Source organism: Aureimonas phyllosphaerae (assembly GCF_047943035.1).
Lineage (GTDB): Bacteria > Pseudomonadota > Alphaproteobacteria > Rhizobiales > Rhizobiaceae > Aureimonas > Aureimonas phyllosphaerae.
The window spans coordinates 4,508,988-4,531,697 of sequence record NZ_CP181348.1 but is presented as its reverse complement, the minus strand read 5'-3'; the positions used below and the strand labels follow the sequence as shown (position 1 = coordinate 4,531,697).

21 protein-coding genes are annotated in these 22,710 nt (G+C 64.9%); 7 read left to right on the top strand and 14 right to left on the bottom strand.

Features of this window, described 5'->3' with window-relative positions; genetic code table 11:
* Window positions 1-24: 24 nt before the first annotated feature.
* The 3 genes from ACLNGM_RS21745 to ACLNGM_RS21735 all read right to left on the bottom strand — a co-directional run bounded on the left by ACLNGM_RS21745 (window position 25) and on the right by ACLNGM_RS21735 (window position 2,346).
* Window positions 25-714 carry an MgtC/SapB family protein gene (locus tag ACLNGM_RS21745; RefSeq protein WP_416356543.1) on the bottom strand — a complete coding sequence of 230 codons (690 nt, stop codon included), beginning with the start codon at window positions 712-714 and terminating at the stop codon, window positions 25-27.
* A 97-nt stretch (window positions 715-811) separates the two neighbouring features.
* Complete coding sequence (locus ACLNGM_RS21740; RefSeq protein WP_416356542.1) at window positions 812-1,243, bottom strand: DUF930 domain-containing protein; 432 nt, start codon at window positions 1,241-1,243, stop codon at window positions 812-814.
* Window positions 1,244-1,581: 338 nt separating this feature from the next.
* Window positions 1,582-2,346, bottom strand: coding sequence for an SDR family oxidoreductase (locus ACLNGM_RS21735; RefSeq protein WP_416356541.1), 765 nt, complete (start codon window positions 2,344-2,346; stop codon window positions 1,582-1,584).
* A gap of 109 nt (window positions 2,347-2,455) precedes the next feature.
* Here ACLNGM_RS21735 and ACLNGM_RS21730 point away from each other — a divergent pair, with 109 nt between their 5' ends.
* The 3 genes from ACLNGM_RS21730 to ACLNGM_RS21720 all read left to right on the top strand — a co-directional run bounded on the left by ACLNGM_RS21730 (window position 2,456) and on the right by ACLNGM_RS21720 (window position 5,054).
* Entirely contained in the window at window positions 2,456-2,887 is a 432-nt protein-coding gene (locus ACLNGM_RS21730) for a winged helix-turn-helix transcriptional regulator (protein WP_416356540.1), read from the top strand.
* Between the two features lie 284 nt (window positions 2,888-3,171).
* Complete coding sequence (locus ACLNGM_RS21725; RefSeq protein WP_416356539.1) at window positions 3,172-4,101, top strand: hypothetical protein; 930 nt, start codon at window positions 3,172-3,174, stop codon at window positions 4,099-4,101.
* An 86-nt stretch (window positions 4,102-4,187) separates the two neighbouring features.
* Window positions 4,188-5,054 (top strand): hypothetical protein, encoded by an 867-nt coding sequence (locus ACLNGM_RS21720; protein ID WP_416356538.1) that lies wholly within the window; start codon window positions 4,188-4,190, stop codon window positions 5,052-5,054.
* Here ACLNGM_RS21720 and ACLNGM_RS21715 read toward each other — a convergent pair.
* The 11 genes from ACLNGM_RS21715 to ACLNGM_RS21665 all read right to left on the bottom strand — a co-directional run bounded on the left by ACLNGM_RS21715 (window position 5,036) and on the right by ACLNGM_RS21665 (window position 17,130).
* Window positions 5,036-5,650 carry a hypothetical protein gene (locus ACLNGM_RS21715; RefSeq protein WP_416356537.1) on the bottom strand — a complete coding sequence of 205 codons (615 nt, stop codon included), beginning with the start codon at window positions 5,648-5,650 and terminating at the stop codon, window positions 5,036-5,038. The genes ACLNGM_RS21720 and ACLNGM_RS21715 overlap by 19 nt on opposite strands.
* Complete coding sequence (locus ACLNGM_RS21710; RefSeq protein ID WP_416356536.1) at window positions 5,647-6,159, bottom strand: hypothetical protein; 513 nt, start codon at window positions 6,157-6,159, stop codon at window positions 5,647-5,649. The genes ACLNGM_RS21715 and ACLNGM_RS21710 overlap by 4 nt, the downstream gene beginning before the upstream one ends.
* A gap of 216 nt (window positions 6,160-6,375) precedes the next feature.
* Window positions 6,376-8,121, bottom strand: coding sequence for a M14 family metallopeptidase (locus ACLNGM_RS21705; RefSeq protein ID WP_416356535.1), 1,746 nt, complete (start codon window positions 8,119-8,121; stop codon window positions 6,376-6,378).
* A 3-nt stretch (window positions 8,122-8,124) separates the two neighbouring features.
* Entirely contained in the window at window positions 8,125-8,961 is an 837-nt protein-coding gene (locus tag ACLNGM_RS21700) for an ABC transporter permease (RefSeq protein ID WP_416356534.1), read from the bottom strand.
* Window positions 8,962-8,966: 5 nt separating this feature from the next.
* Window positions 8,967-9,890 carry an ABC transporter permease gene (locus tag ACLNGM_RS21695; protein WP_416356533.1) on the bottom strand — a complete coding sequence of 308 codons (924 nt, stop codon included), beginning with the start codon at window positions 9,888-9,890 and terminating at the stop codon, window positions 8,967-8,969.
* A 104-nt stretch (window positions 9,891-9,994) separates the two neighbouring features.
* Window positions 9,995-11,527, bottom strand: coding sequence for an ABC transporter substrate-binding protein (locus ACLNGM_RS21690; RefSeq protein WP_416356532.1), 1,533 nt, complete (start codon window positions 11,525-11,527; stop codon window positions 9,995-9,997).
* A gap of 35 nt (window positions 11,528-11,562) precedes the next feature.
* On the bottom strand, window positions 11,563-13,401 hold the full coding sequence (locus tag ACLNGM_RS21685; protein ID WP_416356531.1) for a dipeptide ABC transporter ATP-binding protein: 1,839 nt from the start codon (window positions 13,399-13,401) through the stop codon (window positions 11,563-11,565).
* Window positions 13,402-14,587: 1,186 nt separating this feature from the next.
* Entirely contained in the window at window positions 14,588-15,145 is a 558-nt protein-coding gene (locus ACLNGM_RS21680; protein WP_416356530.1) for a MucR family transcriptional regulator, read from the bottom strand.
* A 234-nt stretch (window positions 15,146-15,379) separates the two neighbouring features.
* Window positions 15,380-15,676, bottom strand: coding sequence for a hypothetical protein (locus tag ACLNGM_RS21675; RefSeq protein WP_416356529.1), 297 nt, complete (start codon window positions 15,674-15,676; stop codon window positions 15,380-15,382).
* A gap of 200 nt (window positions 15,677-15,876) precedes the next feature.
* Window positions 15,877-16,578, bottom strand: a complete 702-nt coding sequence (locus ACLNGM_RS21670) for a TnsA endonuclease N-terminal domain-containing protein (RefSeq protein ID WP_416356528.1) — start codon at window positions 16,576-16,578, stop codon at window positions 15,877-15,879.
* 111 nt (window positions 16,579-16,689) lie between these two features.
* Window positions 16,690-17,130, bottom strand: a complete 441-nt coding sequence (locus ACLNGM_RS21665; protein ID WP_416356527.1) for a hypothetical protein — start codon at window positions 17,128-17,130, stop codon at window positions 16,690-16,692.
* A gap of 408 nt (window positions 17,131-17,538) precedes the next feature.
* Here ACLNGM_RS21665 and ACLNGM_RS21660 point away from each other — a divergent pair, with 408 nt between their 5' ends.
* The 4 genes from ACLNGM_RS21660 (at window position 17,539) to ACLNGM_RS21645 (ending at window position 22,700) form a co-directional block, all read left to right on the top strand.
* Entirely contained in the window at window positions 17,539-17,838 is a 300-nt protein-coding gene (locus ACLNGM_RS21660; RefSeq protein WP_416356526.1) for a helix-turn-helix transcriptional regulator, read from the top strand.
* A 778-nt stretch (window positions 17,839-18,616) separates the two neighbouring features.
* Window positions 18,617-19,165 carry a hypothetical protein gene (locus ACLNGM_RS21655; protein ID WP_416356525.1) on the top strand — a complete coding sequence of 183 codons (549 nt, stop codon included), beginning with the start codon at window positions 18,617-18,619 and terminating at the stop codon, window positions 19,163-19,165.
* Window positions 19,165-21,531 carry an integrase catalytic domain-containing protein gene (locus tag ACLNGM_RS21650; protein ID WP_416356524.1) on the top strand — a complete coding sequence of 789 codons (2,367 nt, stop codon included), beginning with the start codon at window positions 19,165-19,167 and terminating at the stop codon, window positions 21,529-21,531. Before ACLNGM_RS21655 ends, ACLNGM_RS21650 begins: the two co-directional genes overlap by 1 nt.
* Window positions 21,528-22,700 (top strand): TniB family NTP-binding protein, encoded by a 1,173-nt coding sequence (locus ACLNGM_RS21645; protein WP_416356523.1) that lies wholly within the window; start codon window positions 21,528-21,530, stop codon window positions 22,698-22,700. The genes ACLNGM_RS21650 and ACLNGM_RS21645 overlap by 4 nt, the downstream gene beginning before the upstream one ends.
* Window positions 22,701-22,710: the final 10 nt, after the last annotated feature.

Below are 22,710 nucleotides of genomic sequence, written 5' to 3'. Positions count from 1 at the left end.
TCCTTTTGCGTGTGACCAAGTTGTTCAGCCTGTCTGGCCGCTCTCGCGTTCGACGGTTGTCGAACGGATGCCGGGGCGTGCGGCCAGGCGAACCGTGCGGCTGCGGATGCTTTGGGGTGCAACGCGGACGAGATGCAGGACGAGAGCAATGTCGCCGTTCGGTCCGATCGTCTCCGTGACGCGTTTGATCTGTCCACTGCGCAGCCGCAGAGCCGTCTTGATCTCGGAGAACGAGAGGGAATAGGCGCCGAGACCTATGCGCACGACGCAGGATTGCAGCCGGTTGCGATACATGTCTTCGAGCGGCTTAATGCCGGCGAGGATGACGAGAATGACCAGGGTGGCCGTTCCGGCAGCGAAATAGAGGCCACCACCCGCCGCAAGCCCGAGCGCCGCGACCGCCCAGATGCTGGCAGCCGTCGTCAGCCCACGCACGACATTCCCTTTCAAAAGGATCGCACCAGCACCAAGGAACCCGACGCCGGATACGACTTGGGCGGCGATGCGCGACGGGTCGAGCACGACGTGCTCCATCTGCGTCGCATTGTGGAAGCCGTAAGCCGAAACGATCATGAAGAGGCAGGCGCCGACGCAGACCAGCATGTGCGTACGGATGCCGGCAGTCCAGAGCAGCCGCTCCCGTTCAAGCCCAATAAGGCTGCCAAGAGCCGCCGCGGTCAGGAGCCGCGCCACGATATCGGTGTTCGTAATCATTCACGGCTAACGATCACGGCGGCGTGAAGTTGCTCAATGCTTTCGCTTGGCTGGTTGAAGGGACGTTTGGCTCGGCCCAGAGGCCGAGTAACTCGTCCTACGGGAACAGCCAATGAGCTTCCCAGTCCTTCTGCGGAACGGGCTTCGTGGAGACGATTTCGTACTCCATGGCCTCCACGTGAAGGCGGTCCCCGGTGACGGCACACCTAAATTGAAGCTTGAACCATTTACCGTCGTTGCGGAAAGCCGCCCCTTTGGCGCGTATGGTTCGATCGGCGAGGCGCGCATGCGAGAAGGCATCGAGTACGACGCGATCAACATGGCGGTATCGCGTTTCCTTCGAGATGCGATTTTCCAGCTTCAGCGAGCAGACCTGTATCATCCTGTCGGTCGGCATGAGCTGTTTGAACTCAGCGGCCTCGCGTGCCGATAGAGCACGGGCACTGTCGACGATAAAAATGCTGCAAAGGGTGGCGACCACCAGGGTCGAGATTGTCGACCGGGTAAGGGCATGACGGTATTGGATCATCCGGGTTGATAAGCCAGACGAACCGCTGCCAGCAACCCCGCAACCCGGCATTTGAGATCGGCTGAACGCTTAGGATGTCCGCAAACCCCGGAGCCGTGATCAACCCGAGCGGTCTTCTCGGCCGCTGCCGAGAACTGCTCGTCACCCCATCCGACATGTCGCCATACGGTGATGGTAACTAGCTCACGAAAGGCCGGCTGGGCTCGCAAGCAGAATGACCTTTTTCGGGTGTTCTCTCTCCTAGCGCCGATCGACCCGGCTGGGTAGAAACCGGTCTGTCCGCTTCCAACCGCATAAGCGCGGAAGCGGACATTAGCGTCAGGACCGTAGCAACAAGTTCAGCCCTGCCTTGCCTTCGCAGCCATCTCGTTCAGTTTCTGCAGCGTTTCGTCGAAGCGTCCCTCGGCCTCGGCGAAACGTTGAAAGCCGACGCGCTCGACCAAGATCTCACTCGGCGTCGGCTCCTGCGCGAACAAGGCCATGACCTCGTCCGTGAATTCGGCGAGCGGCAAATAGGCGGCGCGAGTCGATTGGCCCGGCGTCAGCTCGGTCTGAACGGCGGGCGGAGCGAGCTCGATCACCTCGACACGTCCGCGTAGCACCTCGCGCAACGAGATAGTGTAGGAATGGATCGCGGCCTTAATGGCGTTGTAGGTCGGCGTGAAGATCAGGGGTACGAAGGCGAGGCCTGAGGTGACGTTGACGATCGCGGCGTCGGCTTGGCCGCCGAGATGTTCGATCAGGGCATTGGTCAGCCGGATCGGCCCGAGCAGATTGGTGGTGATCGTCGCCTCTGCATCGCCGAGGTCGCGGCGCTGATCCAGCGCCTCGTAGCGCATGATGCCCGCATTGTTGACGAGGACGTTGATCTCCGGGTGGGCAGCGAGCAGGCGACCAGCGAAGTCATCGATGGCCGCGGCACTTTCCACGTCCAACACGATGGCGTGCATACGCTCGCGGCCCGCGCAGGCACGCTCCAGCGCGTCAAGCCGACGCCCGGCAACGATCACCGTGTTGCCTTGGTCATGGAAACGATGAGCGAGTGCCTCGCCGATGCCCGAGCCACCGCCCGTGATGAGGATGGTGTTTCCGGTTTGCTTCATGGGATGCAGCCTTCTCGTTGGGGTCTGTGCACCTCAACTGGCTGACCGGCGATGTGATAGGAAGAAGGCACCCGAAATATCCATACGCACCCAAAGGAGAGTGTGGCTCATGTCCGGTCTGCCGTTCGACGACACGACCCTCAGCCGCGCTCGGCGCGTCGCTGAAACTCCGCCTCCTGCCGAGAGCGATCCCAAGGTCGAGGCGCTGGTGAACGACCTGATCGGTCGCGTGGCAGACAAGTGGACGATGATCGTTCTGGAGGTTTTGAGCGAGCATGGCGAGTTGCGCTTCACGCAGCTTTCGCGCCATGTCGGCACGATCAGTCAGAAGATGCTGACGCAGACGTTGCGCCAGATGGAACGCGACGGGATGGTGACGCGCACCGTCCACGCGGTGGTGCCGCCGCGGGTCGACTACCGGTTGACGGAACTCGGACTGAGCCTTGGGGCGGCCTTCTGCGGCGTCTGGATCTGGGCGGAGGAGAACCTGCGCCGTGTCGAAGCCGCACGGGAGGCGTTCGATCAGTCGGCTGTGCGGTAAGTCGGGAGGTGGGAGCGGCGAAAGCGGTCTCATCCGTTTCGTGAGCGCCCTTCCTCCGGATCGGAAAAGTTTTCGGTCTGCCCACGGGCAAGATGTCGGGACACCGACGGCGGCAGGGCATGTCCTGTGTCCCGCTTGGATCTGTCGCTGGCCACCGAGCATGGGTGGAGGGTGCGATAAGATTCCTTGACCGTTTCTTCCGTCGCCCACAGGCTGCCTTGGTCCCGCGGACTTCCACGTCCGATGGCCCCGCACCGACAGAGGTCCCGTCAAGTCCCGATGGCATGAACCCGATCCTGCGCCTTGCGGACGCGTGGCGCCTACCCCGTCAGGAAACGCGCGTGGTTGTCGAGGCACGCTGCGGCGTTCGGCCAGACCCGATCTACCGATGGCCCGCGCTCGTTCTGACCGATGCGGAACCCCTGCCGGGTGCGTTGGCGCCCTGGACGGCCAGTGCGTCCGAGCGCATCCCATCCCAGTTCCCGATCACCCGCTTCACTGCCCTTGTGTGGTTCGAGGACGACGCACATGCCAACCTCCGGCGCGTCGCCGACCATCTGACGGCATCCCTCGGGCCCGCGACTGTCGGTCGGCGGTGGAACACCGTCGCCGCAGCGTGGCGCTCGGGGCTGGCCGAGGTGTCGCTGGTGGCATGGCCGCCGAGCTGGCAGTCGCACGGTCTTCAAAATCCGTCCGAAGATCGCGAGCCGCGCTTGAAGACGGCCTGCCATGTGACCCTGAGGACGGGCTTCCGCCTTCCTCTCAGCGAAAAAGAGCGGGATTGGGTGCGAGGGTTCCGGCTCCTTGCGATCGACGGGCATGTCGGGACGGCGCGCATGGCAGGGGCCGGCCGCTTTGCGCCGGGCGAGACGGAACTAGAATACGTGCGCGATCCGGAAGACCTGGTCGAGGACCGGCAACGGATGCTCGGGCTGTCTGCGGACGGGGAGGCGCTGATCGTGGTGTCCGATCAGCTCTACGTCATACCCCGCATCGAGATCCTGTGTTTTGAGGTGATCCGCTTGACGCCGGCCAAGGGCGGCGGCGGCTCATCGATCCACGCCCACTGCCGCACTCTCGCACTTGGCGCCGACGACCAGTCGATCTTCCTCGCGCAGCATGCCGATCCCGATGGCATGACGGCACTCGGGCAAGATCTTGGGGAGCGGCTCGGTTGTTCGGTCAAGGTCAGCCCCTACGCCCCGGATTGCTGACTGCGTACGGATGAGGGCTGAAGCCGGCGGCGATGGCATTGGGGAGGTGATCGGCGGAGATGAGTTCGGCCCCGACAGGAGGCAGGATGCGTAACTGGCGCGTAGCGGCCGAAACCGTGCGCAAACGGGCGGTGCTTGCCCCGTTGCGACCGACAGGCCCGTCCGCAGTTCTTGTGCTCCTGCTCAGCGTCCCGGTTCTAGCGGAACCGCACGTCCCTGGTTATGCGAGCGAGAAGGTCGGCTCCGCCGCGCGCACGAGCCGGGCAAGCGTCCATCTTGCCCTGCCACCCGACGAGTGGCCGCATCGCGGGATGCTGGTTGCGACCGGCAACGTCCTGTCGCCGCTGGCTCGCTGGATCGTCATCGATCTCGACCTCATGGCAATCCGGCAGGCAACGACCCGTCTGGCCGTTCGGGGAGGGCCGGTGGAGATCGAAAGCGAGCGCACCGACGCCATCCTGGATGATGAGTGGCGCGACGTGATCGCGTCTGCGAACGAAGTCTGGAGCATGCCGGATTTCGATCCGCCAGCGCTCGGTGAGCCGACGGACCGCCTGTGCAGCGTCGCGCTGTTCGATGGCGACGATGTCCTGCACGAGGTCGGCTCCGATTGTCCGAGGCCACGCTTCGTCGCGTTGCTGGAAGCGTTGGCGGCGTCCGCAGAGAGGCGGGCCCGTTTGCAGGAGCGTGCGCCGGCTCCTCCCTCCGCACCGGCGCCGATCGGCTCGGCGCATCGCGAGCCCGACGGCACGTTGGTCCTATGGCTTCGAGCCGAAAGCGAAGACGGGTCCGTTGTCGGACATGGCGAGTTGCGCTACCCCCCGAGCCACCCGGACTATGACCGTGTCCTGCGCCATTTGGGACCGATCCCGCCGGGCGGTGCCGTTCTCGTGCAGCCATTTCCGCCACGCTGGCCGGACGAACTTGCGCCGCCTCAGCGACCGAGGTCGTAGGTCGCCGTCGCAATTACTTGGGCGCGGTCGCGTCGTGCACCCGGTGCGTCGGCACGGCTGATGACCAGCGAGAGCTTGGGCTCCTCGCGCAGTTTGAAGAAGGTCGAGACCATGCCGTCCCGGCGCTCTTCACCAATGCGCTCCCAGCGCTCGGCGAAATCCGGCGAGGCGACAACGGCTTCGGCCGCCGGCTGGAGGTCCACCTCGCCGCCGCCGGTGATGTGGCACATCGGAATGTCGCGAGAGACCACCAGCGCGTAACCCTCGCTGGGGCCCGCATTGATCCGCCAGTAGCGGTTGCCGCGTCGGAAGGGCTCGGGCGGGAGAAGCGGCTCGGGCAGGCTCTCGGTCTCGGACACCGCGCCGCCAAGATCGACGGCCGCCAGGAAACGCGTCGGATCATCCAGCCAGCTCGACGGGTCGAGGACCCAGATCTCGCATCCGCGCAGCGCGCCTTCCAAGCCACTGCGCAGCGGGTCTCCGACAGGCCCATCCTGCGCCGATGCTGAACCGGAGATCGCGAGCAGCATCCAGAATGCGAGCAGCAGGTGGCAAAGGCGCTTTGTGTCGATGCAGTACCGTGAACGTGGCCTCATCGATTCTCGAGCCCCCGTGAGGCGCGCTCTGCCCGGATCGTGTCCGCCTCACGACCGATCTGGTCGCGAAGGTTTGTGAGTCCTGCCCGCATCCGCCGGTGTACGGCGGGATCCAGCGAGGGGTCAGGATAGCGCGCGTCCCAAAGGAGCACCGCGTCGATCGTGCGCTGGAGCTTGGGGATGTCGCCGAATGCCCAGCCGTTGACAGACGGCCCGAGCGTTTCGAACAGCGACGAGAACAGGGCGGGTTCGCCGGTCGGGTCCTGATCCGGGTTGGCGTTCAGGCGCGAGCGCCACCGAAGTTGTCCGGCATAAAACCAGAACGTCGCCTCGTCGCCCTTGCCCGCCTTCATCAAGGGTGCCGCACGCAGCATGATCTCGCTAGGCGGCGCGGTGCCTGCCGTCTCGGCACCCGGCGGGAAGACAGGATCCTGCGCGAGGGCCGGGTGCGGAAAATGCAGGAGCAGGACTGCAGCTACCAAACCGAAGTGGATGGTGCGGTTGAACATGCGTAGCCTCGGCATTTTGCGGTTGGCACCTCCAACGCGTGAAAGCGATGTCGCTTCGAGACCTCGAAGATCAAGGGTTTCCGCTCACGTCTTCTCGAGCGACGCGATACCAGACGACACCGAGCTGGAGAACGGTGTCGTTCTCCCCGAAACACGACGCGCGAGCCTCGGGAACGGTCGATATCGAACGCGCCGCCTGCCTGTACCGATCCTAGCCTAGACGCCAGCGACGACGCTTGTTGAGCCTCCGATCGTCTGCCAGGCGTCGTACGCGGCGAGAACCGTCTCCATCTGCGCCGAATGCCCGGCAACGTAGGCCGCACCGTATATCGTCTCGTCGGGGTACTCCGTGATCAGCGTGACTGGCGCGATGTGCCGGTCGTCGACAGACGAGAGGCAGGGGAAGCCGTTGATCAAGCGGAAACCCGTTTCGCCCGCGTGGATCTCATACAGTGCGATCTGGGACCGGTTGGCCTCGAGAAGTCCCGGGATGGCTGCAAGGCGGCGCGTCACGTGATCGAGCAGCTGCTCGGCGGCGTCCCCCCAACCCTCATGATGGCGGACGATCAGGAAGAAGCCCTTGGGCAGCGTCCACATGGCGAAGTGGCGCGGCAGGTAGCCCGAGAGGGGCCGCGTCCATTCGTGCGAAGGGTAACCGTGGAGGTTGACGTGCAGCCGGGCCTGGGCCCGCGCCTCGGCCTGGAGATGGATGTCTTTCTCGCCAAGGTCCGCGCCTGCGTTCTCGCGCGTGCGGTACTCTAGGTCGTCGCCGAGCGCGGTGTAGCGGGCAGCGTGATGCATATGGCGTGGGTTGTCGCGGCGGAGACGCTGGCTGAGCGCGTAGCCGTCCGGGTTCTCCAGCGGCGAGACCACGAAATGGGCGCCTTCCCGCTGCGCCAGCCGTACGGCCGCTCGCAGCGCGCCGACGATGCCGGTCGGCTCGTTGGGGTGCTGGCCGCCGCTGACCATGACCGGAGCGTCTCGCCCTGTCACATGCACGGCCTGCACGTGTCGGCCCGCACGCGAGCGCGCGGCGAACATTTCGCCACCGAAGTCGGCAAGGAGCCGCTGGACCTGCCCGACGCCGATCGGCTCGCCCGCCGTGCCGAGGTCCTGATCCGGCGCGTCGAGGAAGCCGTCCGTGAGCGGGCGCGTCTCGACGCGGACCGACACGGCGCCGTCGCTCGCCACGATCTCGGGGACGATCTGGCCGGGGCGCAGGCTCCGGTCGCCGAGCGGGCGGGCTGACCGGTGTTGGAAGACCTCGAGGAGGCTGAAGTAGAAATCTTCGTGCAGGGCCTCGCGCAAGCTCACGACCTCGTCGCCCACGAGCAACGGCACGTCCGCCGCCGGAAGGGCGACGGCGATGTTGAGCTCCTCGAAATAGGGCTCGTCCCGACCCCAGTCGTGCGCGGCGATGGCCTTCATCGTCTCATGGAAGAGACGCTCGTAGTCGGTCTCGAGCCGTTGTCCAACGTCATCGCCCGCAACCCGATACCAGCCGGTCGGGGAGAGACTGGTTTGCCCGACCAGATCGGCATGGACGCGGTTGGGTGCGGGGACGACCAAGGCTTCCGTCGTGTCGCCTCGTGTCGGCAGGACGTCGTACTGGAACGCGCCATCCTCACGCGCGACGAAGTCGATCCGCCGGTCGCCGACAAGCGCGGCGAGGGGATAGGCCTCCAGGCGGAAACGGTTGGCCGGCGCGCTTTCGTGGACGGGATAGCGCACCTCGATTGCCGTGACCCCGTCGAGGTCGATGTCCTCGAGGAAGGCGAACACGAGCGGCTTGTAGGCGCTGTGGATGCGGGCGGACACGCCCTTGTCCCGGAGACGGCTTTCGGCGGCGCGGCGGCGCGTGGGGTCGTCGAAGGTCCATGCTTCGAAGGCGCGGCCGGGGATGGCGTCCTCCACCAGCGCATCGAGAGTGCTGCGGTAGGTCCTATGGAAGATGTCGGTCATGGCTCAGCGCGTCCGTCCTGTAGGGTCGAGCGTGTCGCGCAGCCAGTCGCCAAGCAGGTTCAGGCCAAGCACGGTGAGGAGGATCGCCAGTCCCGGGAACACCGACACCCACCAGGCGAGCTGCAGGTAGGTCCGTCCATCGGCTAGCATGCCGCCCCAGCTCGGGATGGTCGGGTCGACCCCGAGGCCGAGGAAGGTCAACGAGGATTCGAGCAGGATGTTGGTGGCGATGTTGAGCGTCATGAGGACGATCACCGGACCGACCGAGTTCGGCAGGAGGTGCTGCAGGATGATGTTGCGGTCGCGCACGCCGATGGCGCGGGCCGACAGGACGAACTCCCTTTCTCGCAACGACAGGACGGAGCCGCGCACAAGGCGGGCGTACTGCACCCATTGCGAGACGATCAGGAGAATGATCGTGTTGGTGAGGCTGCCGCCGACGATCGCGATGAAGGTGATCGCCAGGAGGATGAAGGGCATGGCGAGCTGCACGTCGGCGAAGCGCATCACCACCATGTCCCAGACGCCGCGATAATAGCCGGCGACGAGACCCATGAAGACCCCGATGACCACCGAGCCGGCCACCGACAAAATGCCGACGGTGAGGGAGATCTTGCCGCCCTGCACCACGCGGGCGAGCACGTCGCGGCCTAGGGGATCCGTGCCGAGCGGAAAGGCGGGATTGCTGAAGGGCGCCACGAGACGCGCCGTCAGGTTGATCTTGGAGCCTCCGTCCGGAAACAGGAAATCGGAAAACAAGACGGCCAGGCAGATGCCGCCGGTGAGAAGCGCGCCGAGGACGAACTCGAGATTGGCAAAGCGTCGGGTGAGGGAGGTCACTGCGGCTACTCCGTACGCACGCGCGGATCGACGAGACCGTAGGCGATGTCGACGAGAAGATTGACGGCGACGATCAGGAGCGAGAGCACCGTGATGACGCCCTGAAGGAGCGGGTAGTCGCGCGCCGCAACGGCATCGAAGGCGAGCGTGCCGAGGCCCGGCCAGTTGAAGACGCGCTCCACCACGACGATGCCGCCGAGAAGGCCGCCGAACTGGATGCCGAAATAGGTGATGAGCGGGATCGCGCAGTTCCGCAGCGCGTGCTTGTAGAGGACCTTACGCTCGCTGAGGCCCTTGGCCCGAGCCACCATGACGTACTGCGACCCCAGCGTTTCGAGCATGGTCGTGCGGACGAGGCGCACATTGGTCGCTGTTAGGATCAGGCCCATCGTGAAGGCAGGCATCACGTAGCTCTGCCAGGTGCTCATGCCGCTAGGCGGGAGCCAGCCGAGGGTGATGGCGAAGAGCAGCACCAGCATGGTCGCGAGCCAGAAGTTCGGGAAGGACAGGCCGATCAGCGAGAAGATGCGGATCATCTGGTCGCTCCACCGGCCGCGCGAGGTCGCGGCCTTGATGCCGAGTGGGATGGACACGACGATCGACAGGGCGATGGACAGGAAGGCTAGAAGGAGCGTCGGCCCCATCGCCTGGGCGAGAAGGGTCGAAACGGGCGCTCCCCCGGCGAACGAGCGGCCGAAGTCCAGCGTCAGCAGTCCCTTCAGGAACAGGAGGTACTGGGTGAGGAACGGCTTGTCGACGCCGAGCGCCTGGCGGATGCGCGCCAGGTCCTCCTCCGTCATCGACCCGCCACCCTGGAACATCGTCACCGCCGGGTCGCCGGTGAGGCGGATCGCGAAGGACACGAGGAGGGTGACGGCGATCACGACGAAGATCGCCTGAAACACGCGTTTGATCAGAAAGCCGGCCAAGGGATCGTTCTCCGGAAGCGTGGGCGCATGCGCTTGGCGCGATGCGGCCTGCGCGGACGAGCGCGGAAGGAGACCGCCCCTGAGGGCGGCCTCAAGCAGCGGTGCTACTCGACGGACACGGTGTCGAACTTCGTGCGGTTGTCGGGCGCCGCGAAAAAGTCCTTTACCCGCTTGTTGACGCCATAGATCGCGTTCGAATTGTAGAGCGGGATCTCAAGCGCCCGGTCGGCGACGGTGGCGGCGATCTCCCGCAGGATCCGCTCGCGCTCGGCGCGGTCGGTCAACGAGCGCTGCGACTCGAGGAGCTTGTCGAGCTCCGGATCGCTCTCGTATGGGTTCCACTTCTCACCCGAGTGGTACATCGCATAGGCGGTGTTGTCGTAGTCAAAGGTCCAGCCGCCCCACTTCTGCTGGAACATCGCCCCGGTCTTGCCCTGCGGGATGATGTCGTTGAGGAGGACATTGGTCTCGTAGGGTTTGATGGACGCGGTGACGCCAACCATCTGCAGGTAGCTCGCGATGACCTGCGCGACCTCGTTCATGGTCTGGTCGTTTCCGCGTACGTCGATCTGGACGCTTGCACCTTCCTGGACGCCCGCGTCGGCAAGGAGCTTCTTGGCGGCTTCCGGGTCGTAGGGAAGAGGCTTGAGGGCAGGGTTGTCCCCGAAGGAAAGCGCGCTCTGGAAGGAGGCGATCTCCGTCGCCTGCCCGGCAAGGATCTGCTCGACGATGGTCTTGCGATCCACCGCCATGATGAGCGCCTTGCGCACGTTGACGTCCTTGGTGATGCCGTCGCGCGTGTTGAAGCGGAGCGCATCCACCGTCGGTCCGGGGACCGAGACCAGCTCGAGCTTGGGATCGTTGCGGATCACGTCGATCATGCCGATGGGGATGGTTGGCGGCAGCACGACGTCGACGTGGCCCGCCTGGAGCTCGGCGACGGCGGTCGCCGGCTCCGTGATGAAGCGGTATTCGAGTTCTGACAGTTTCGGCGCTCCGCCCCAGTAGTCCGGGTTGGCCGCGAGCTTGATGTCGACCTTGGGTGCGTAGGAGACGAACTTGAAGGCGCCCGTGCCGATCGGGTTCGTGTTGAAATGGTCTTCGCCGTGCTCCGCGATGTATTTCGGCGGCACGATCATGGCGCCATAGCCGGCCAGCTTGGTCAGGAGCACCGGATCGGGCGACTTCAGCTTCATGTCCACGGTGTAGTCGTCGATGATCTCGACGCTTTCGATCGCCGTGTAGTTAGAGCGCTGCGGCCCTTTGGAGCCCTGCTCGCCGAGGAGGCGCTCGAACGTGAACTTGACCGCCGCCGCGTTGAACGGCTCGCCGTCGTGGAAGGTTACGCCCTGCCGCAGCTTGAAGCGGATGCGCTTGCCCTCGTCCAACTCCTCCCAGGACTCGGCCAGTCCCGGCACGAGCTTCAGGTCCGGCCCGCGATAGGTAAGGCCGTCGAAGATGTTGGTGGCGACGGCCGCCCAATTGACAAGAAACGTGTCGACCGGGTCCCAGCTGCCGGGATCCTGCGGCGAGGACACGGTGAGCTTGCCCTCGGCCATCGCCGGCGCCGCGGCGAAAGCGACGCCCGCCATCGCAAGGCTTAGGAAGGCAGTACGGATCGTCTTCGGTGTCGTCATAACTTGGGTCCTTCTCGTTGGGTCTTCGGAGCGCGTCAGGCGCCTACGGCCACGAAATGGCCGGGCGTGATTTCGCGCCGCGCCAGGATGGCCGGCTCATTGCCGACGGCGCGCACGGGGCTGGGGATCTCGCCCTCCATCAGGGACGCGTCGCGCGCCCTCGTGGGATCGGCGACGGGAACGGCGGACAGGAGCTTGCGCGTATAGGCGTGGCTCGGCGTCTCGAAGACCTGGCGTCGGCTGCCGAGTTCCATCACCTGCCCGAGATAGAGAACCGCCACCCGATGGCTCATCTTCTCCACCACCGCCATGTCGTGGCTGATGAAGAGGTAGGCGAGTCCGCGCTCCGCTTGGAGATCCATGAACAGGTTGATGATCTGCGCCTGGATCGAAACATCGAGCGCCGACAGCGCCTCGTCGGCAATGATCAGCTTCGGGTCACAGGCCAAAGCACGTGCGATGCAGACGCGCTGCCGCTGGCCGCCCGAGAACTCGTGGGGGTAGCGCTTGGCATGCTCGGACCCGAGCCCGACCCGTTCGAGGAGGCCATGGACGCGCGCTTCGATCTCGCGGCTCGACGAAAGAAGCCCGTGCGTGCGGATCGGCTCGGCGATCGAGAAGCCCACTGTCTTGCGCGGGTCGAGCGAGGCGAACGGATCCTGGAAGATGTACTGGACATCCTGGCGCAGCCGATGGCGTTCGGCCGCGGTCATTTGATCGAGCGGCTTGCCCCCGAACGCAATACTGCCGGACGTCGCAGCCTGGAGCTGCTGGATCGTGCGCCCGATCGTGGACTTACCGGATCCCGACTCGCCAACCAGCGCGAGCGTCTCACCAGGATGGATGTCGAAGGACACGTTCTCCACCGCATGGACGCGATGGGTGACCCGGCCTAGGAATGTCTTTCTGACGTCGAAGCGGACCACGAGGTCTTGGACGGAGAGGAGCGGCGCGCCATCGTAGCGCGCTGTGTCCTGCACCCGCTCGGTGCCGACCAACGTCGGCTCGCCGTCTTGGAGGACGGTCAGCGGCGTCCGCTTCGGCAAGTCCTCGCCTGTCATCCTGCCGAGCGCCGGAACGGCGGCGAGAAGCGTGCGTGTGTAGGCGTGGCTCGGGGCGGCGAAGATCTGGCGCACCGGGCCTTCCTCGACCTTCCGGCCCTTCCACATCACCACGACCTCGTCCGCCATCTCGGCGACAACGCCCATGTCGTGGGTGATGAAGACCATCGCCATGCCGAGGTCCCGCTGCAGGTCCCGCATGATCGTCAGGATCTGAGCCTGGATCGTCACGTCGAGCGCGGTGGTCGGCTCGTCCGCGATCAGGAGCCGGGGGCGGCAGGCCAGCGCCATGGCGATCATCACGCGCTGGCGCATGCCTCCGGAGAGCTGGTGGGGAAACCGCATCAGGAGGTCGGCCGAGTCGGGCAGGCGCACCATGTCGAGCAGGCGCCGCGCCTCGGCTAGTGCCGCCGCCTTCGTCATCCCCTCGTGCAGCGTCAGGACCTCGCCGATCTGGTCGCCTATCCTGTAGACCGGGTTCAGCGAGGTCATCGGCTCTTGGAAGATCATGGCGATCTCCTTGCCGCGGATGGCTCGCATCGCCTTCTGCGAGGCCTTCAGGAGGTCGATCTCGCCGCTCGGGCCGTCGAAGAGGATGCGCCCAGCGGGGAAGGTCGCGCCCGCGATGTCGGCGAGGCGCATGACCGAGAGCGACGTCACCGACTTGCCCGAACCGGATTCGCCGACCACCGCGACGGTCTTTCCGGCCGGCACCGCGAAGCTGAGATCCTCGATGACGGATGTCGTGCCGAACCGGACCCCAAGGTTCTCAATCCTCAGAACGGGCAATGGCGGCTTGCCTCGATCGGTCATGCCAGCGTCTCCGTGTGAATGCGGACAACGATCGTACCCGCCGCCTGGAGGGCCGTTGGTTTCGTCAACCGAATGAAGTTGCCGCTGAGCGGTACGGCGACCGTGTTTTCCATCTTCGTTCACTCATCGTCGCCATGGTCAGTCCGCACGCGGGGAAAGGCGTCCGATCCCAACTGCCGCCGGGGGGCGCTGGCAGGGTCCATCGTGCTGATGACGGATCGTTCGAGGGCGGTGCCCCTCGCGCGTCCATTGCGGAAATGCTTCACGCAAAGCGTCTCACAAACGATCGGGTCGAGGGAGACATCAAGCGTGGAGAGCCGCGCAAGTGCTTGTTACCAGCCTGCCTGGGAGCGTGTTACGAGGAGCGACCATCAGTCGAAGCGATGCATTCCAAGACGACTTGGATCTCATGCGTCGGAAGCGTGGAGAGGAGGGTCGCATCCGTTCGCGCTCCCCAAGATTGTCGGCAGCGTCAGGAATCAGGGTAGGGAGCACGAGGCCTCCGTCGCTCAGCGTACGAGGTCCAAAGCTTCTCCAATCGTCTCCGTTGATGATGGCCCCCTCGGTATGCGCCCTGCATTCGATAAGGCTACGTTAGCGATGACCGACAGTCGCGTCCATATTGTTGAACAAGACGCTTCGCGTTGACGTGCTTTATGCACAAAGGATGCCGGTGGCTGGAGGGCGTGGCATGAGGTTGGATGGGACCGCTGTTCGATCGACGCGCGCCGTCAGGTTTCGGACTGGTGTGGCGTCGGGGTGCCGATCCTCCTCTTCGCGATATCGGCGAAGGGGGGCGGCCGCCTGCGGTCGCCGTCGTCAGGCGGCTTCGATCCGGAGCGGAAGCGAAAAGTTTTCCGATACCTCGATGCTGGGGGCGGTGAGCTTCGCGCTCCATGCTGGCTGAGGGCAGGCGACCGATGGAGCCGCCTCGAAGCGAAAGCTCGCCTCCACGTTCGGTCGAGGTTTCGTCCGCGCGTTCTTCGGCATTGAGATGCTTTGGGAAGATGCGGCGGGCGGCCCGACCGAACGCGCCGTGCACGTGATTTCGAACCAACCGCGGGTTCGGCAGCGCGGAGGCTGGATCTGGTGGGCGGATCCGATGACTGACGGGGGCCGCACGCAGCGGCCCCCCGTCGCCTGCACGGTGGGAAGTCCCTGTGCAGGACGGGCTCGGGGAGCCTCCTTAGGCGTTCGCCTTCGCGGAGCCCTTTGCGGACCGCTTGGCTTTCGGCTTGCTCGCCGGGGTGGGCTCGGATGCCGAAGCAGATTCAGGCGTCGCTTCCGATGTGACGGCTTCGTCAGGCGTGGCGTCCGCAGCAACCGGGCGCTTCCTCCCGAGCCCCAGCTGCTTGGCGACCTCGGCACGGCGCTTCGAATAGTTCGGGGCGACCATTGGGTAATCCGACTTTAGCCCGTAGCGCTCGCGATAGGTCTCCGGCGTCAGGCCGTGCGTCGCAAGGTGACGACGAAGCGCCTTGTAGGGCTTTCCATCGATCATGCTGATGATGACCTCGGGGTCCGCAAGGCTTTTCCGGACGGTCACCGCACCCTGGTATTCTTCCGGTGTCGCCGCAGTCGCCTGCGCTTCACCGGCCGGCGGGTCGATCATGCCCACAAGAGCGGCATGGCTGTTCTTCAGGAAGGTATGGACGTCCTCGGGTGCGACCCGGGTATTCGGATTGCTGAGCCACGCGGTTGTGATCTCAACCGCCAGTTCAACCGCATTCGATTTCTCGTCCACTACGCGTCTCCGTTTTCGACATCAGTGCAGTGGAACTCCATGATTCGGAATTCCGCACTCGTGAAACCATCAATAGTCTATGGTCGGAGTTCCTCGCCAGTGGTTACATCGTAGTTGAAGATTTCAATACGTCCCGCTCGAAGGCGCAGTGGTACTGTCCATCGAGAGAGACTGACCGAACCGAGACGCTCGACGTGATACAGATGTTGGACATCGCGTCGGACCGTCTCTCAATCAGTCGTCGGCGGAGGAAGCAGGTAGGTCTGATCGCGAGTTGCGCAGCGTCGGTGCCGCGAACTCGGGGCAGTCGACCACCACGATTTTCGGATACCCGGGCATCGACCAAGCGCCTGCGTTGCGTGGCGCCGCTTTTGCCTTCCGCGCAAGATTGCGCACGGCGACCGTTGCTGGCCGTGCCGAGGAAAACGGCTTCGAAGTGAATGCGAACCCGACGATGGTCTTCGTGAGGGGACAGACATCGACGCGGATGGACGCGCGAGCTGCGATGAGCCCGGTGCGGTCGTCGACCAAGGACCTGTCGACCAAGCTTGGACTGGGAGTGTGTCGATCACCCGAGTGGGAGAGTGGCATACAGGCGGAGGAACGTAGGATGGAGCGCATCTTCTTGCCTTTCGAGGTGAACAGCACGCGGCATTGGTGAGGGTGTGAGGAATGTCGGCGGATCCTTGGGGGTGCCGCCGACCCTTGCAGGCGATCGAGGGGCGCTCCGCTCAAGTTTCGCGAGGTTCGGGCTTCCAGACCAACAGTCCGGTGACCGGGTCCCTGACAAGCCTGCACCGGAACGCCATCAGGATGCCCGTCAGCATCGAGCGGGCGAAGAACACGTCGCCAGCTTGCAGGGGACCGCGAAGGCCCAGCCTGTCGGCTATTCGCAACACCAACTTCGGCGGCGCCGCCGGCGACGCCTCGCTGTCCACTTCCAGAGGCAGGTTCGCCAAGAGCGAAGCCTCCGCACCGGTCGCGACCCGCAGCAGCGGCCAGCCGCACGTGGCTTCGCGAATCTCGCGCTCCGTCCAGATCTCGAACGCCGCGCCCCTCAGCGCGCATTCCAGCTCGATCCTCGTCCGTCTCCCGCGGAGCTCGGTGTCGCGAAGCAGCAAGGCGTTGGGCCGAACGGATCGGTAGACCTTCGATCCGTCGGTCATGACTGCGAGGAGGTCCGGCGTGTAACGGTGGCGGCGTCCGTCGACGGCGTCACGCCAGACGAAGGTCTCCGGCTGCGCGCGTATGGACGCGACGAACGGGTCGGCGGCCATGCTCTTGAGGAGGTCCGCTCCGAGCGAACTCTCGAACGGTACAAGGCCGCCTCCCTTGGGGGTCGGGATGAAACCCCTTCGGGGACGGCCGCTTCCGCGGTCGGGAGCGGAGCGTTTGGCGGTCCGGATGGCCGGGCGTTGGCGGACAAAGTGCATGGGCGTTCCTTTCGTGATTGCTTGGTTGATGAGGGGGATGCGGGCGCGCGAGATCGCTGCCCCGCCGAAGGGGGGCGGGCGTCGGCGCGTTCGAAGGTCAGGGGAAGCGGTCTAGCGGGCCGCGTGTGCGGCCATCGGCCTGTTGCGGGCCTGTGCCGGGCGGCGGAGCGCCATCGGCCATCCGTGGGCGGGCGCCGCCGGATGCCGCATCCCTGCGGAGCCGAGGATCATGCGGGCGAGTTCGCCGGCCGTTGCCAGGGGCCTCGGCATCGGCACGCCCCGCAGGAGCGAGGCCATCTCGGCCTTGGTGAGGGCAGGGACGTCAAGGCGCCAACTCGAGGAGGCGATGTCCCAGGTCCGGCAAAGGCCGTTGCGGCCGATCGCGTCGCAGGCGATCCGGATCGGCGCGGGATCGCGCTCGAGCCGAGACAGCAGGAGCGACCTTGCCACGAGGCAGTCGACATCGGCGCCGCCGCGCCGGCGCCCGTCCCGTGCCGCCAGCGGCACGTCGAGGATTCGCAGGACACGTCCGTCCTCGAGTCCTTTCACCATGCGCGTCCCGCGACGGCCGGGTGGATCCGAGGCTTCGGTTTCATGGGACGGCCGTACGACGTCGACACCCGCAAGGAAGTCCGGCATCATGCCGGACGGCCCCGGGGTCGGCGGATCGGGATCCGTCCTTCCGTAAGACACCTCGAATCCCAGGGACGCGGCGCCGAGCGCGGCGAGCATGGGTATGCAGGACGTGCCGGGAACGTCCCGGTCGCAATAGAACTTGAACGTGGGCAAGGCGATGGATCCACTGTTAGAGCGAGCGATCGATCGACTGGTGCCGGGCCTCCCTGGCCCCCGCATCTTTGTTGTGGGTCGAGCCCTTCTGCGGTTGACCAAATGAAACATGAAGCCCGACTAGAGTCAACGACGATTCGATCGAATGGCGAGGGTGGGGATGACGCTTCGGTGGCGGTCCCGCTTTCCCCGGGGCTGCCGATCGATGGCGTCGCCTGCCGCGGCGCCCGTGCGATGCTGGGCGTCTCGCAACTCGCGCTGGCCGAAGCCGCCGACTGCGGGAGGAACCTCCTGAACGATTTTGAGAACGGGGTGCGCGTGCCCCGGGTCGGCAACGCCGTGCGCATCCGCGAGGCGCTCGAGGAACTCGGGGCGTTGTTCATGGAGTGCCGGGGCAGGGTGGCCGTCGGCGTCGATCCAGAGGTGGCGTCGAAGCGGACGCCGAGGGCTAGATCGTTGGGAGGGTCCTAGCTTTTTGGGGACCGTCCCCGGTATCTACACGGGCCCCACCATTCGTCGGCCCCGTCCCTCCGGTCCCGCCAAGCCGTCCTTGGGCACGAGACCCGCGTCGAAAGCGTCCGGCGACGTACGTTCTCCGTCCCCGGGGCAAGTGGGTTGCAGTCGATGGCGCCAACAGGACGCCGGGCGGCATTTCCAGAATTCGTAGGCTGAGACGCCTCCGTCGTCCGGCAACCTTCGAACTGCACATCAGGACAGACGAAGAGGTCCGGCGTTCGGGACGCCGACGTCGTGCTCCATGTTGGCCTGAATGTCAGTCAAACGTAATATTTTCGATCCCATCTCGATGTTTCGACTTCCGCGATCCGCGTAAACGGTTCGTAGACTAAGTCGTCCCATCATCATCTGGTTTCCCCACCATCGATACGATTGCTGAAGTTCCGCCGGGCATCGTGTGGAAATTCGCAGTTCGATCGAAAGCGTCCCTATGGATGCTTCGAACCAAGCCGTCGGGGGATAGCGGCGATGACTGACGGAGATGGGAAGACGGGGCGAGGGGCTTGGTTGGCGCGGGGCGGGGCAGTTCCGCGCGACGATCCCAGCGCGGAGACGAAGCGCCGACAACCGTTTGCAACGATCGGGGGGGCGTTCGTGCATCCGGTCGAAACAGAACGGTCGAACACACCGGACGATGCTCGCGCGTCTCGCGCAGTCCGTCGTGACGGCGGAATGACCGATCGAACGATCGTCTCCGCCGAATGAGAATTCAACGCAGTAAGACGGGGACGGCATGTCGAGCAAACTTCATCGGGTCTTCGTCTCGTACGGGGATGGCGACGTCGCACGCGGCAACTCGCGCAGGGCGCTGCCCGACGTTCCGCTCGAAGGCCGCCGGAGGGCGGACACTTCGCCTGCCGCGCGCCGCGTCGGACCCGCCCGGCGGCTCGCGATCGGCGGCAAGCGAACCTTCACGCCGAGAGCCAACTTCGAGAAGGCCTTCGGACGGATCACGGTCGAGAGTCTTCTGGAACTCGCAATGGCGGACCAGATGGAAGCGGACGACGACGTCGCGAACTTCCGGCCGCAACCCGTCACGTTCATCTGGTCGGAACACGCTCGCCGTCGATGCTACACGCCAGACTTCGCCGTGTTCGGGACCGATGGCGGACTGGCCTACCGGGAGGTGAAACCGCGTGGGGTCTGGCTGCGTGACCCCACCCTGCGCGGTCGCCGTGACGCGATCGCCGAGGAATGCCGCCACCGAGGGGCGCGGTTCGAGGTCTGGGTGGATGTCGAACCCCGTCCAAACGGTCCCGTACCCAACGAGTTCGGCTTCTGATGTCGCTTCCCGAAGCATCACCGCTCCGCTGGAACCCGGGAGAGCATGTCGAGATCATCGACGAAGGAGGCGCGAAAACCCTGTGGTCCGTCCAAGAACGGGCAGACCGCGGGTGGAAGCTGAAGGAGACGGCGACGGGGAAGGTGCTTCCGTTCTCCGACGTCATGATCGAACTCCTGGGGTTCGACAGCCGCCTGCACCACTATCCGGCCAACGCCGCGCTCGTGTCCGAACGCCAGATGGACCTGATGGTTACGCCCAGGGCCTTTTGGCCGGCACGGGTCGAGCTCGTCGTCGACGTGAAGCTCGCCTATTGCCGCTTCGTCGATGAGCGTCTCGGGAAAGGGCGGACGAAGGAGGAGATCTGTCGCGCCGCCGTCGTGCCCGCGAGCAGGGAGGGTGGAACTACCGGGATCGACCAAGCTGACCAAGCATCACTGGGGCGGGTTGGCGACGACGGCGTGCCGATCGAGGGGGCCACGGAGCGCAGCGTTCACTCGGCGAACTACCGGGGCTGGCGCAAGCGGCTCAGGAAGATCGAGATTGTGGAAGATGCAAAAAGAACCTCCCGCGCACTGCCGGAAACGGCGCCCGAAGATCCCGACGAAGACGACGACACCTATTACGACTTCAAGAAGATGCCTTGGTTCCTCCGCCCCCCACACTGGCGAACGGTTTCGGATTGGCACGAACTCTGGTTGCGGACGAACAGGAGCGAGGGAATCCTGCAGCCCGACGACAAGCACAAGGGCAACCGCACCAAGCGTGTGCATGCGCTGGTCACGACGAAGGAGGGTGCGCAGGATATCTACGAGGTCATGGGGGAATTCCTCGGGAAGCTCAACGTAAACAAAAAGAGGGTGTCCGTCGGGCAGGTCTGGGACGCAATCAAGCTGCAGCATCCCGAATTCGAAAGTTACTTCACGACGGCGAAACCGCTGGGTCGGCTTCTCGAAAAACTCTACCCGGAATCGTACGAACGCCAGAAACGGCAATACGGCGCTTGGACGGCGAAGAACAACCATCGCGTCTCTCAGGCGCATCCCGATCCCGAATACGTCATGGACGAGGTGGAGATCGACCACTGCCTCGCTGACATCATTGTCCGCGACGAAAACGGCGACATCCTGGGACGACCATGGATAACGGTCGTGCTGGACCGTTGCTCGCGGATGATCGTCGGCATGCACGTGTCCTTCGAGGTCCCGGGCTACGCCGCCGTCCAGCGCTGCCTGATGCACGCGTTCTGGCCGAAGGACCTTCGGCGCTGGAAGCCCGGTCATCCCGAATTCGATCCCGAGCGCGAACTTCTCCACACGTGGCCGTGCCATGGCATCCCCGAGGTCATCTATACGGACCGTGGCAAGGAGTTCCTCTCGATCCCACTCGACAGGGTCGGCTGGTCCCTGCGCATTCGGATCTTGCCGCTGCCGGCGCGTAGCCCGCACCTGAAAGGGAAGATCGAACGGTTCTTCGGAACCATGCACGCGAAGGTCTACTCCTACGAGGAAGGGAAGACGTTCTCGTCTTACGTGCAACGTCACGAATACGATTCGTACAAGGAGTCGAAACTCACTCTACGCGACCTGAAGTGGAAGCTCCTGAAGTGGGTGGTCGACGATTATCATCCGTCCTTGCATGACGGTCTGTCCGGTATCCCCCTTGTCGTATGGCATGAGAAGGCCGCCCAGAAGTTCGTCCAACCCGCTCCTGACGCCCGGTACAAGCACTCCATGCTCGGCAAGGCGTACTTGGTGCCGATCGGTCGAGATGGCATCAGCGTGGAAGGCCTGCTCTTCACCGGTCCCCAGCTTCAGAGGTTGCAGAACATCCATGGCCCCGGCCATCTGTATCATGCGTCGGCCGATCCCTTCGACGCGGGGCAGATCTGGCTTTTCCCGCCCGGCGCACGCCAGCCGGTGGTGATCCCCGCCAAGCATCCCCGTCTTTGCGTCGGGGTCAGCTTCCGTCACGCGGTTCAGGCCAGGCGGCAGGCGAGAAAGCGTTACGGCAGGAAGGTCACCCCCGAACAGGTGGCCGAACTCATGTTGGAATCCGAGCGCCGGGCGGACGAAAGGCTTGCCGGCAAGAAGCGGAAGGGGGGCGCGGCGCCGGAAGCGAGGTTCCGTCTGGCGAACGGCGAGTTCCTCACTCCGGTCGCCGGCGACAGCGGTGTCGTGGCTCGCCTGCCGGATGCGGCGCCCGAGCCGGAAGCTCCTGCCGCCATCGAGGTGCGAGATCCTCCGACTCCTCAGATGGAAGCTCCCGAGATCGTGCAACCTGTTCCGAACGTGGCCGCCGACTACAAGGAGACCGTCATGAGACGCGTGCGTGAGAAGGCAGCCATGAGGGCGAGCGCGTCATGAGCGAAGTACCGAAGAGCGAACTGTCGCCCGCGGAACACCAGGCGATGCTGTTCCAACTCGAGGGCGAGTGTCTCGACCACATGCAACTCGACAAGGCGTTGGGGGCGATCGACAGGCTGCGGAAGCGGTACACTCCCAATCCCGAGACGACGCTCGAAGCAAGGGCGCTTTTCGTCGTCGGCTACGCCGGTGCGGGCAAGAGCACCTTGCTCGCTCAGTACGAACGCAACGAGAGAATGAAGCCGGGAGCGTTCCGGAGTGACCAGGACGGCGACGTGCGGCCGGTGGTCCGACTGCAAGTGCCGAGCTCGGCGCAGAAAAGGCAGTTCGTGTCGGCCATTGTCGGAGCCTTGGGCTATAAGGCGCAAGCCGACGTCGACTCCACCGCCATCGTCCTCGAGATCGGTGATCTCTGCAGGCGTATGGGCGTACAGGTGATCCTCTTGGACGAGGCCCACGAGTTGACGAAAGGCGGTGGCAAGCGGGTCGAGGTGATCCAAGAGTTCGTCAAGTCGCTGCTGAACCAAACCGGGGTCCAGTTCGTCCTGGCCGGGCTTCCGGGCGTGTTGGATCTCCAGCCTGAGGAACAGGTCGGACGACGCATGGCCCCTGTTTTTTACCTGGCTCCCTATGACTGGGGTACGGAAGAGGGTCGTGTAGAGTTCGCGACCCTTCTCGTCGAATTGGAGGCCAAAGTGGGCGTGCCGTTCGTCCCCTCCCTGCTCGACGATCCGGTCCTGCAGGCTAGGATGTACTACGCAACCAAGGGAAGGATCGGCCTCGTCTCGAAATACATGAGCGCGGCCTTGGACAAGGTCCTGCATGGTGAGTTGGAAAAGATCACCCCTTACGACCTGGGCGTCATCTTCGACGAGTTCCGGCCCAAGCCGATGCCAGCCATCGCGCCGGTCGAATTCGACGCGCCTCCCGTCGCGGCCGCCGTCCGCACCGTCCCGGTTGCGGGGAACCCATTCCTCGTGGAGGTCGACGAGTTTCGCAGGATGTGGAACTCGTGGCTCGCGGTCGGAGAGGATGGCTCGGGCGACGAGGAAACCGAGGCTGCCCCTGCAAAGCCGGACGCCACAAAGAATGATTATAAGCCGAGGAAGCGCGAGGGGCAGCGCAAGGGCACGTTCCGCGGCCCCAAGGCAGCAGATGGACGGCGTTGAGCGGAGAAGG

Coding starts and splice junctions, on each gene's coding strand:
- ACLNGM_RS21710 (WP_416356536.1), bottom strand. CDS start 6,159: ATGTTCAACCGCACCATCCACTTCGGTTTGGTAGCTGCAGTCCTGCTC.
- ACLNGM_RS21725 (WP_416356539.1), top strand. CDS start 3,172: ATGAACCCGATCCTGCGCCTTGCGGACGCGTGGCGCCTACCCCGTCAG.
- ACLNGM_RS21735 (WP_416356541.1), bottom strand. CDS start 2,346: ATGAAGCAAACCGGAAACACCATCCTCATCACGGGCGGTGGCTCGGGC.
- ACLNGM_RS21670 (WP_416356528.1), bottom strand. CDS start 16,578: ATGCACTTTGTCCGCCAACGCCCGGCCATCCGGACCGCCAAACGCTCC.
- ACLNGM_RS21720 (WP_416356538.1), top strand. CDS start 4,188: ATGCGTAACTGGCGCGTAGCGGCCGAAACCGTGCGCAAACGGGCGGTG.
- ACLNGM_RS21730 (WP_416356540.1), top strand. CDS start 2,456: ATGTCCGGTCTGCCGTTCGACGACACGACCCTCAGCCGCGCTCGGCGC.
- ACLNGM_RS21715 (WP_416356537.1), bottom strand. CDS start 5,650: ATGAGGCCACGTTCACGGTACTGCATCGACACAAAGCGCCTTTGCCAC.
- ACLNGM_RS21690 (WP_416356532.1), bottom strand. CDS start 11,527: ATGACGACACCGAAGACGATCCGTACTGCCTTCCTAAGCCTTGCGATG.
- ACLNGM_RS21705 (WP_416356535.1), bottom strand. CDS start 8,121: ATGACCGACATCTTCCATAGGACCTACCGCAGCACTCTCGATGCGCTG.
- ACLNGM_RS21685 (WP_416356531.1), bottom strand. CDS start 13,401: ATGACCGATCGAGGCAAGCCGCCATTGCCCGTTCTGAGGATTGAGAAC.
- ACLNGM_RS21650 (WP_416356524.1), top strand. CDS start 19,165: ATGTCGCTTCCCGAAGCATCACCGCTCCGCTGGAACCCGGGAGAGCAT.
- ACLNGM_RS21665 (WP_416356527.1), bottom strand. CDS start 17,130: ATGGTGAAAGGACTCGAGGACGGACGTGTCCTGCGAATCCTCGACGTG.
- ACLNGM_RS21745 (WP_416356543.1), bottom strand. CDS start 714: ATGATTACGAACACCGATATCGTGGCGCGGCTCCTGACCGCGGCGGCT.
- ACLNGM_RS21645 (WP_416356523.1), top strand. CDS start 21,528: ATGAGCGAAGTACCGAAGAGCGAACTGTCGCCCGCGGAACACCAGGCG.
- ACLNGM_RS21655 (WP_416356525.1), top strand. CDS start 18,617: ATGTCGAGCAAACTTCATCGGGTCTTCGTCTCGTACGGGGATGGCGAC.
- ACLNGM_RS21740 (WP_416356542.1), bottom strand. CDS start 1,243: ATGATCCAATACCGTCATGCCCTTACCCGGTCGACAATCTCGACCCTG.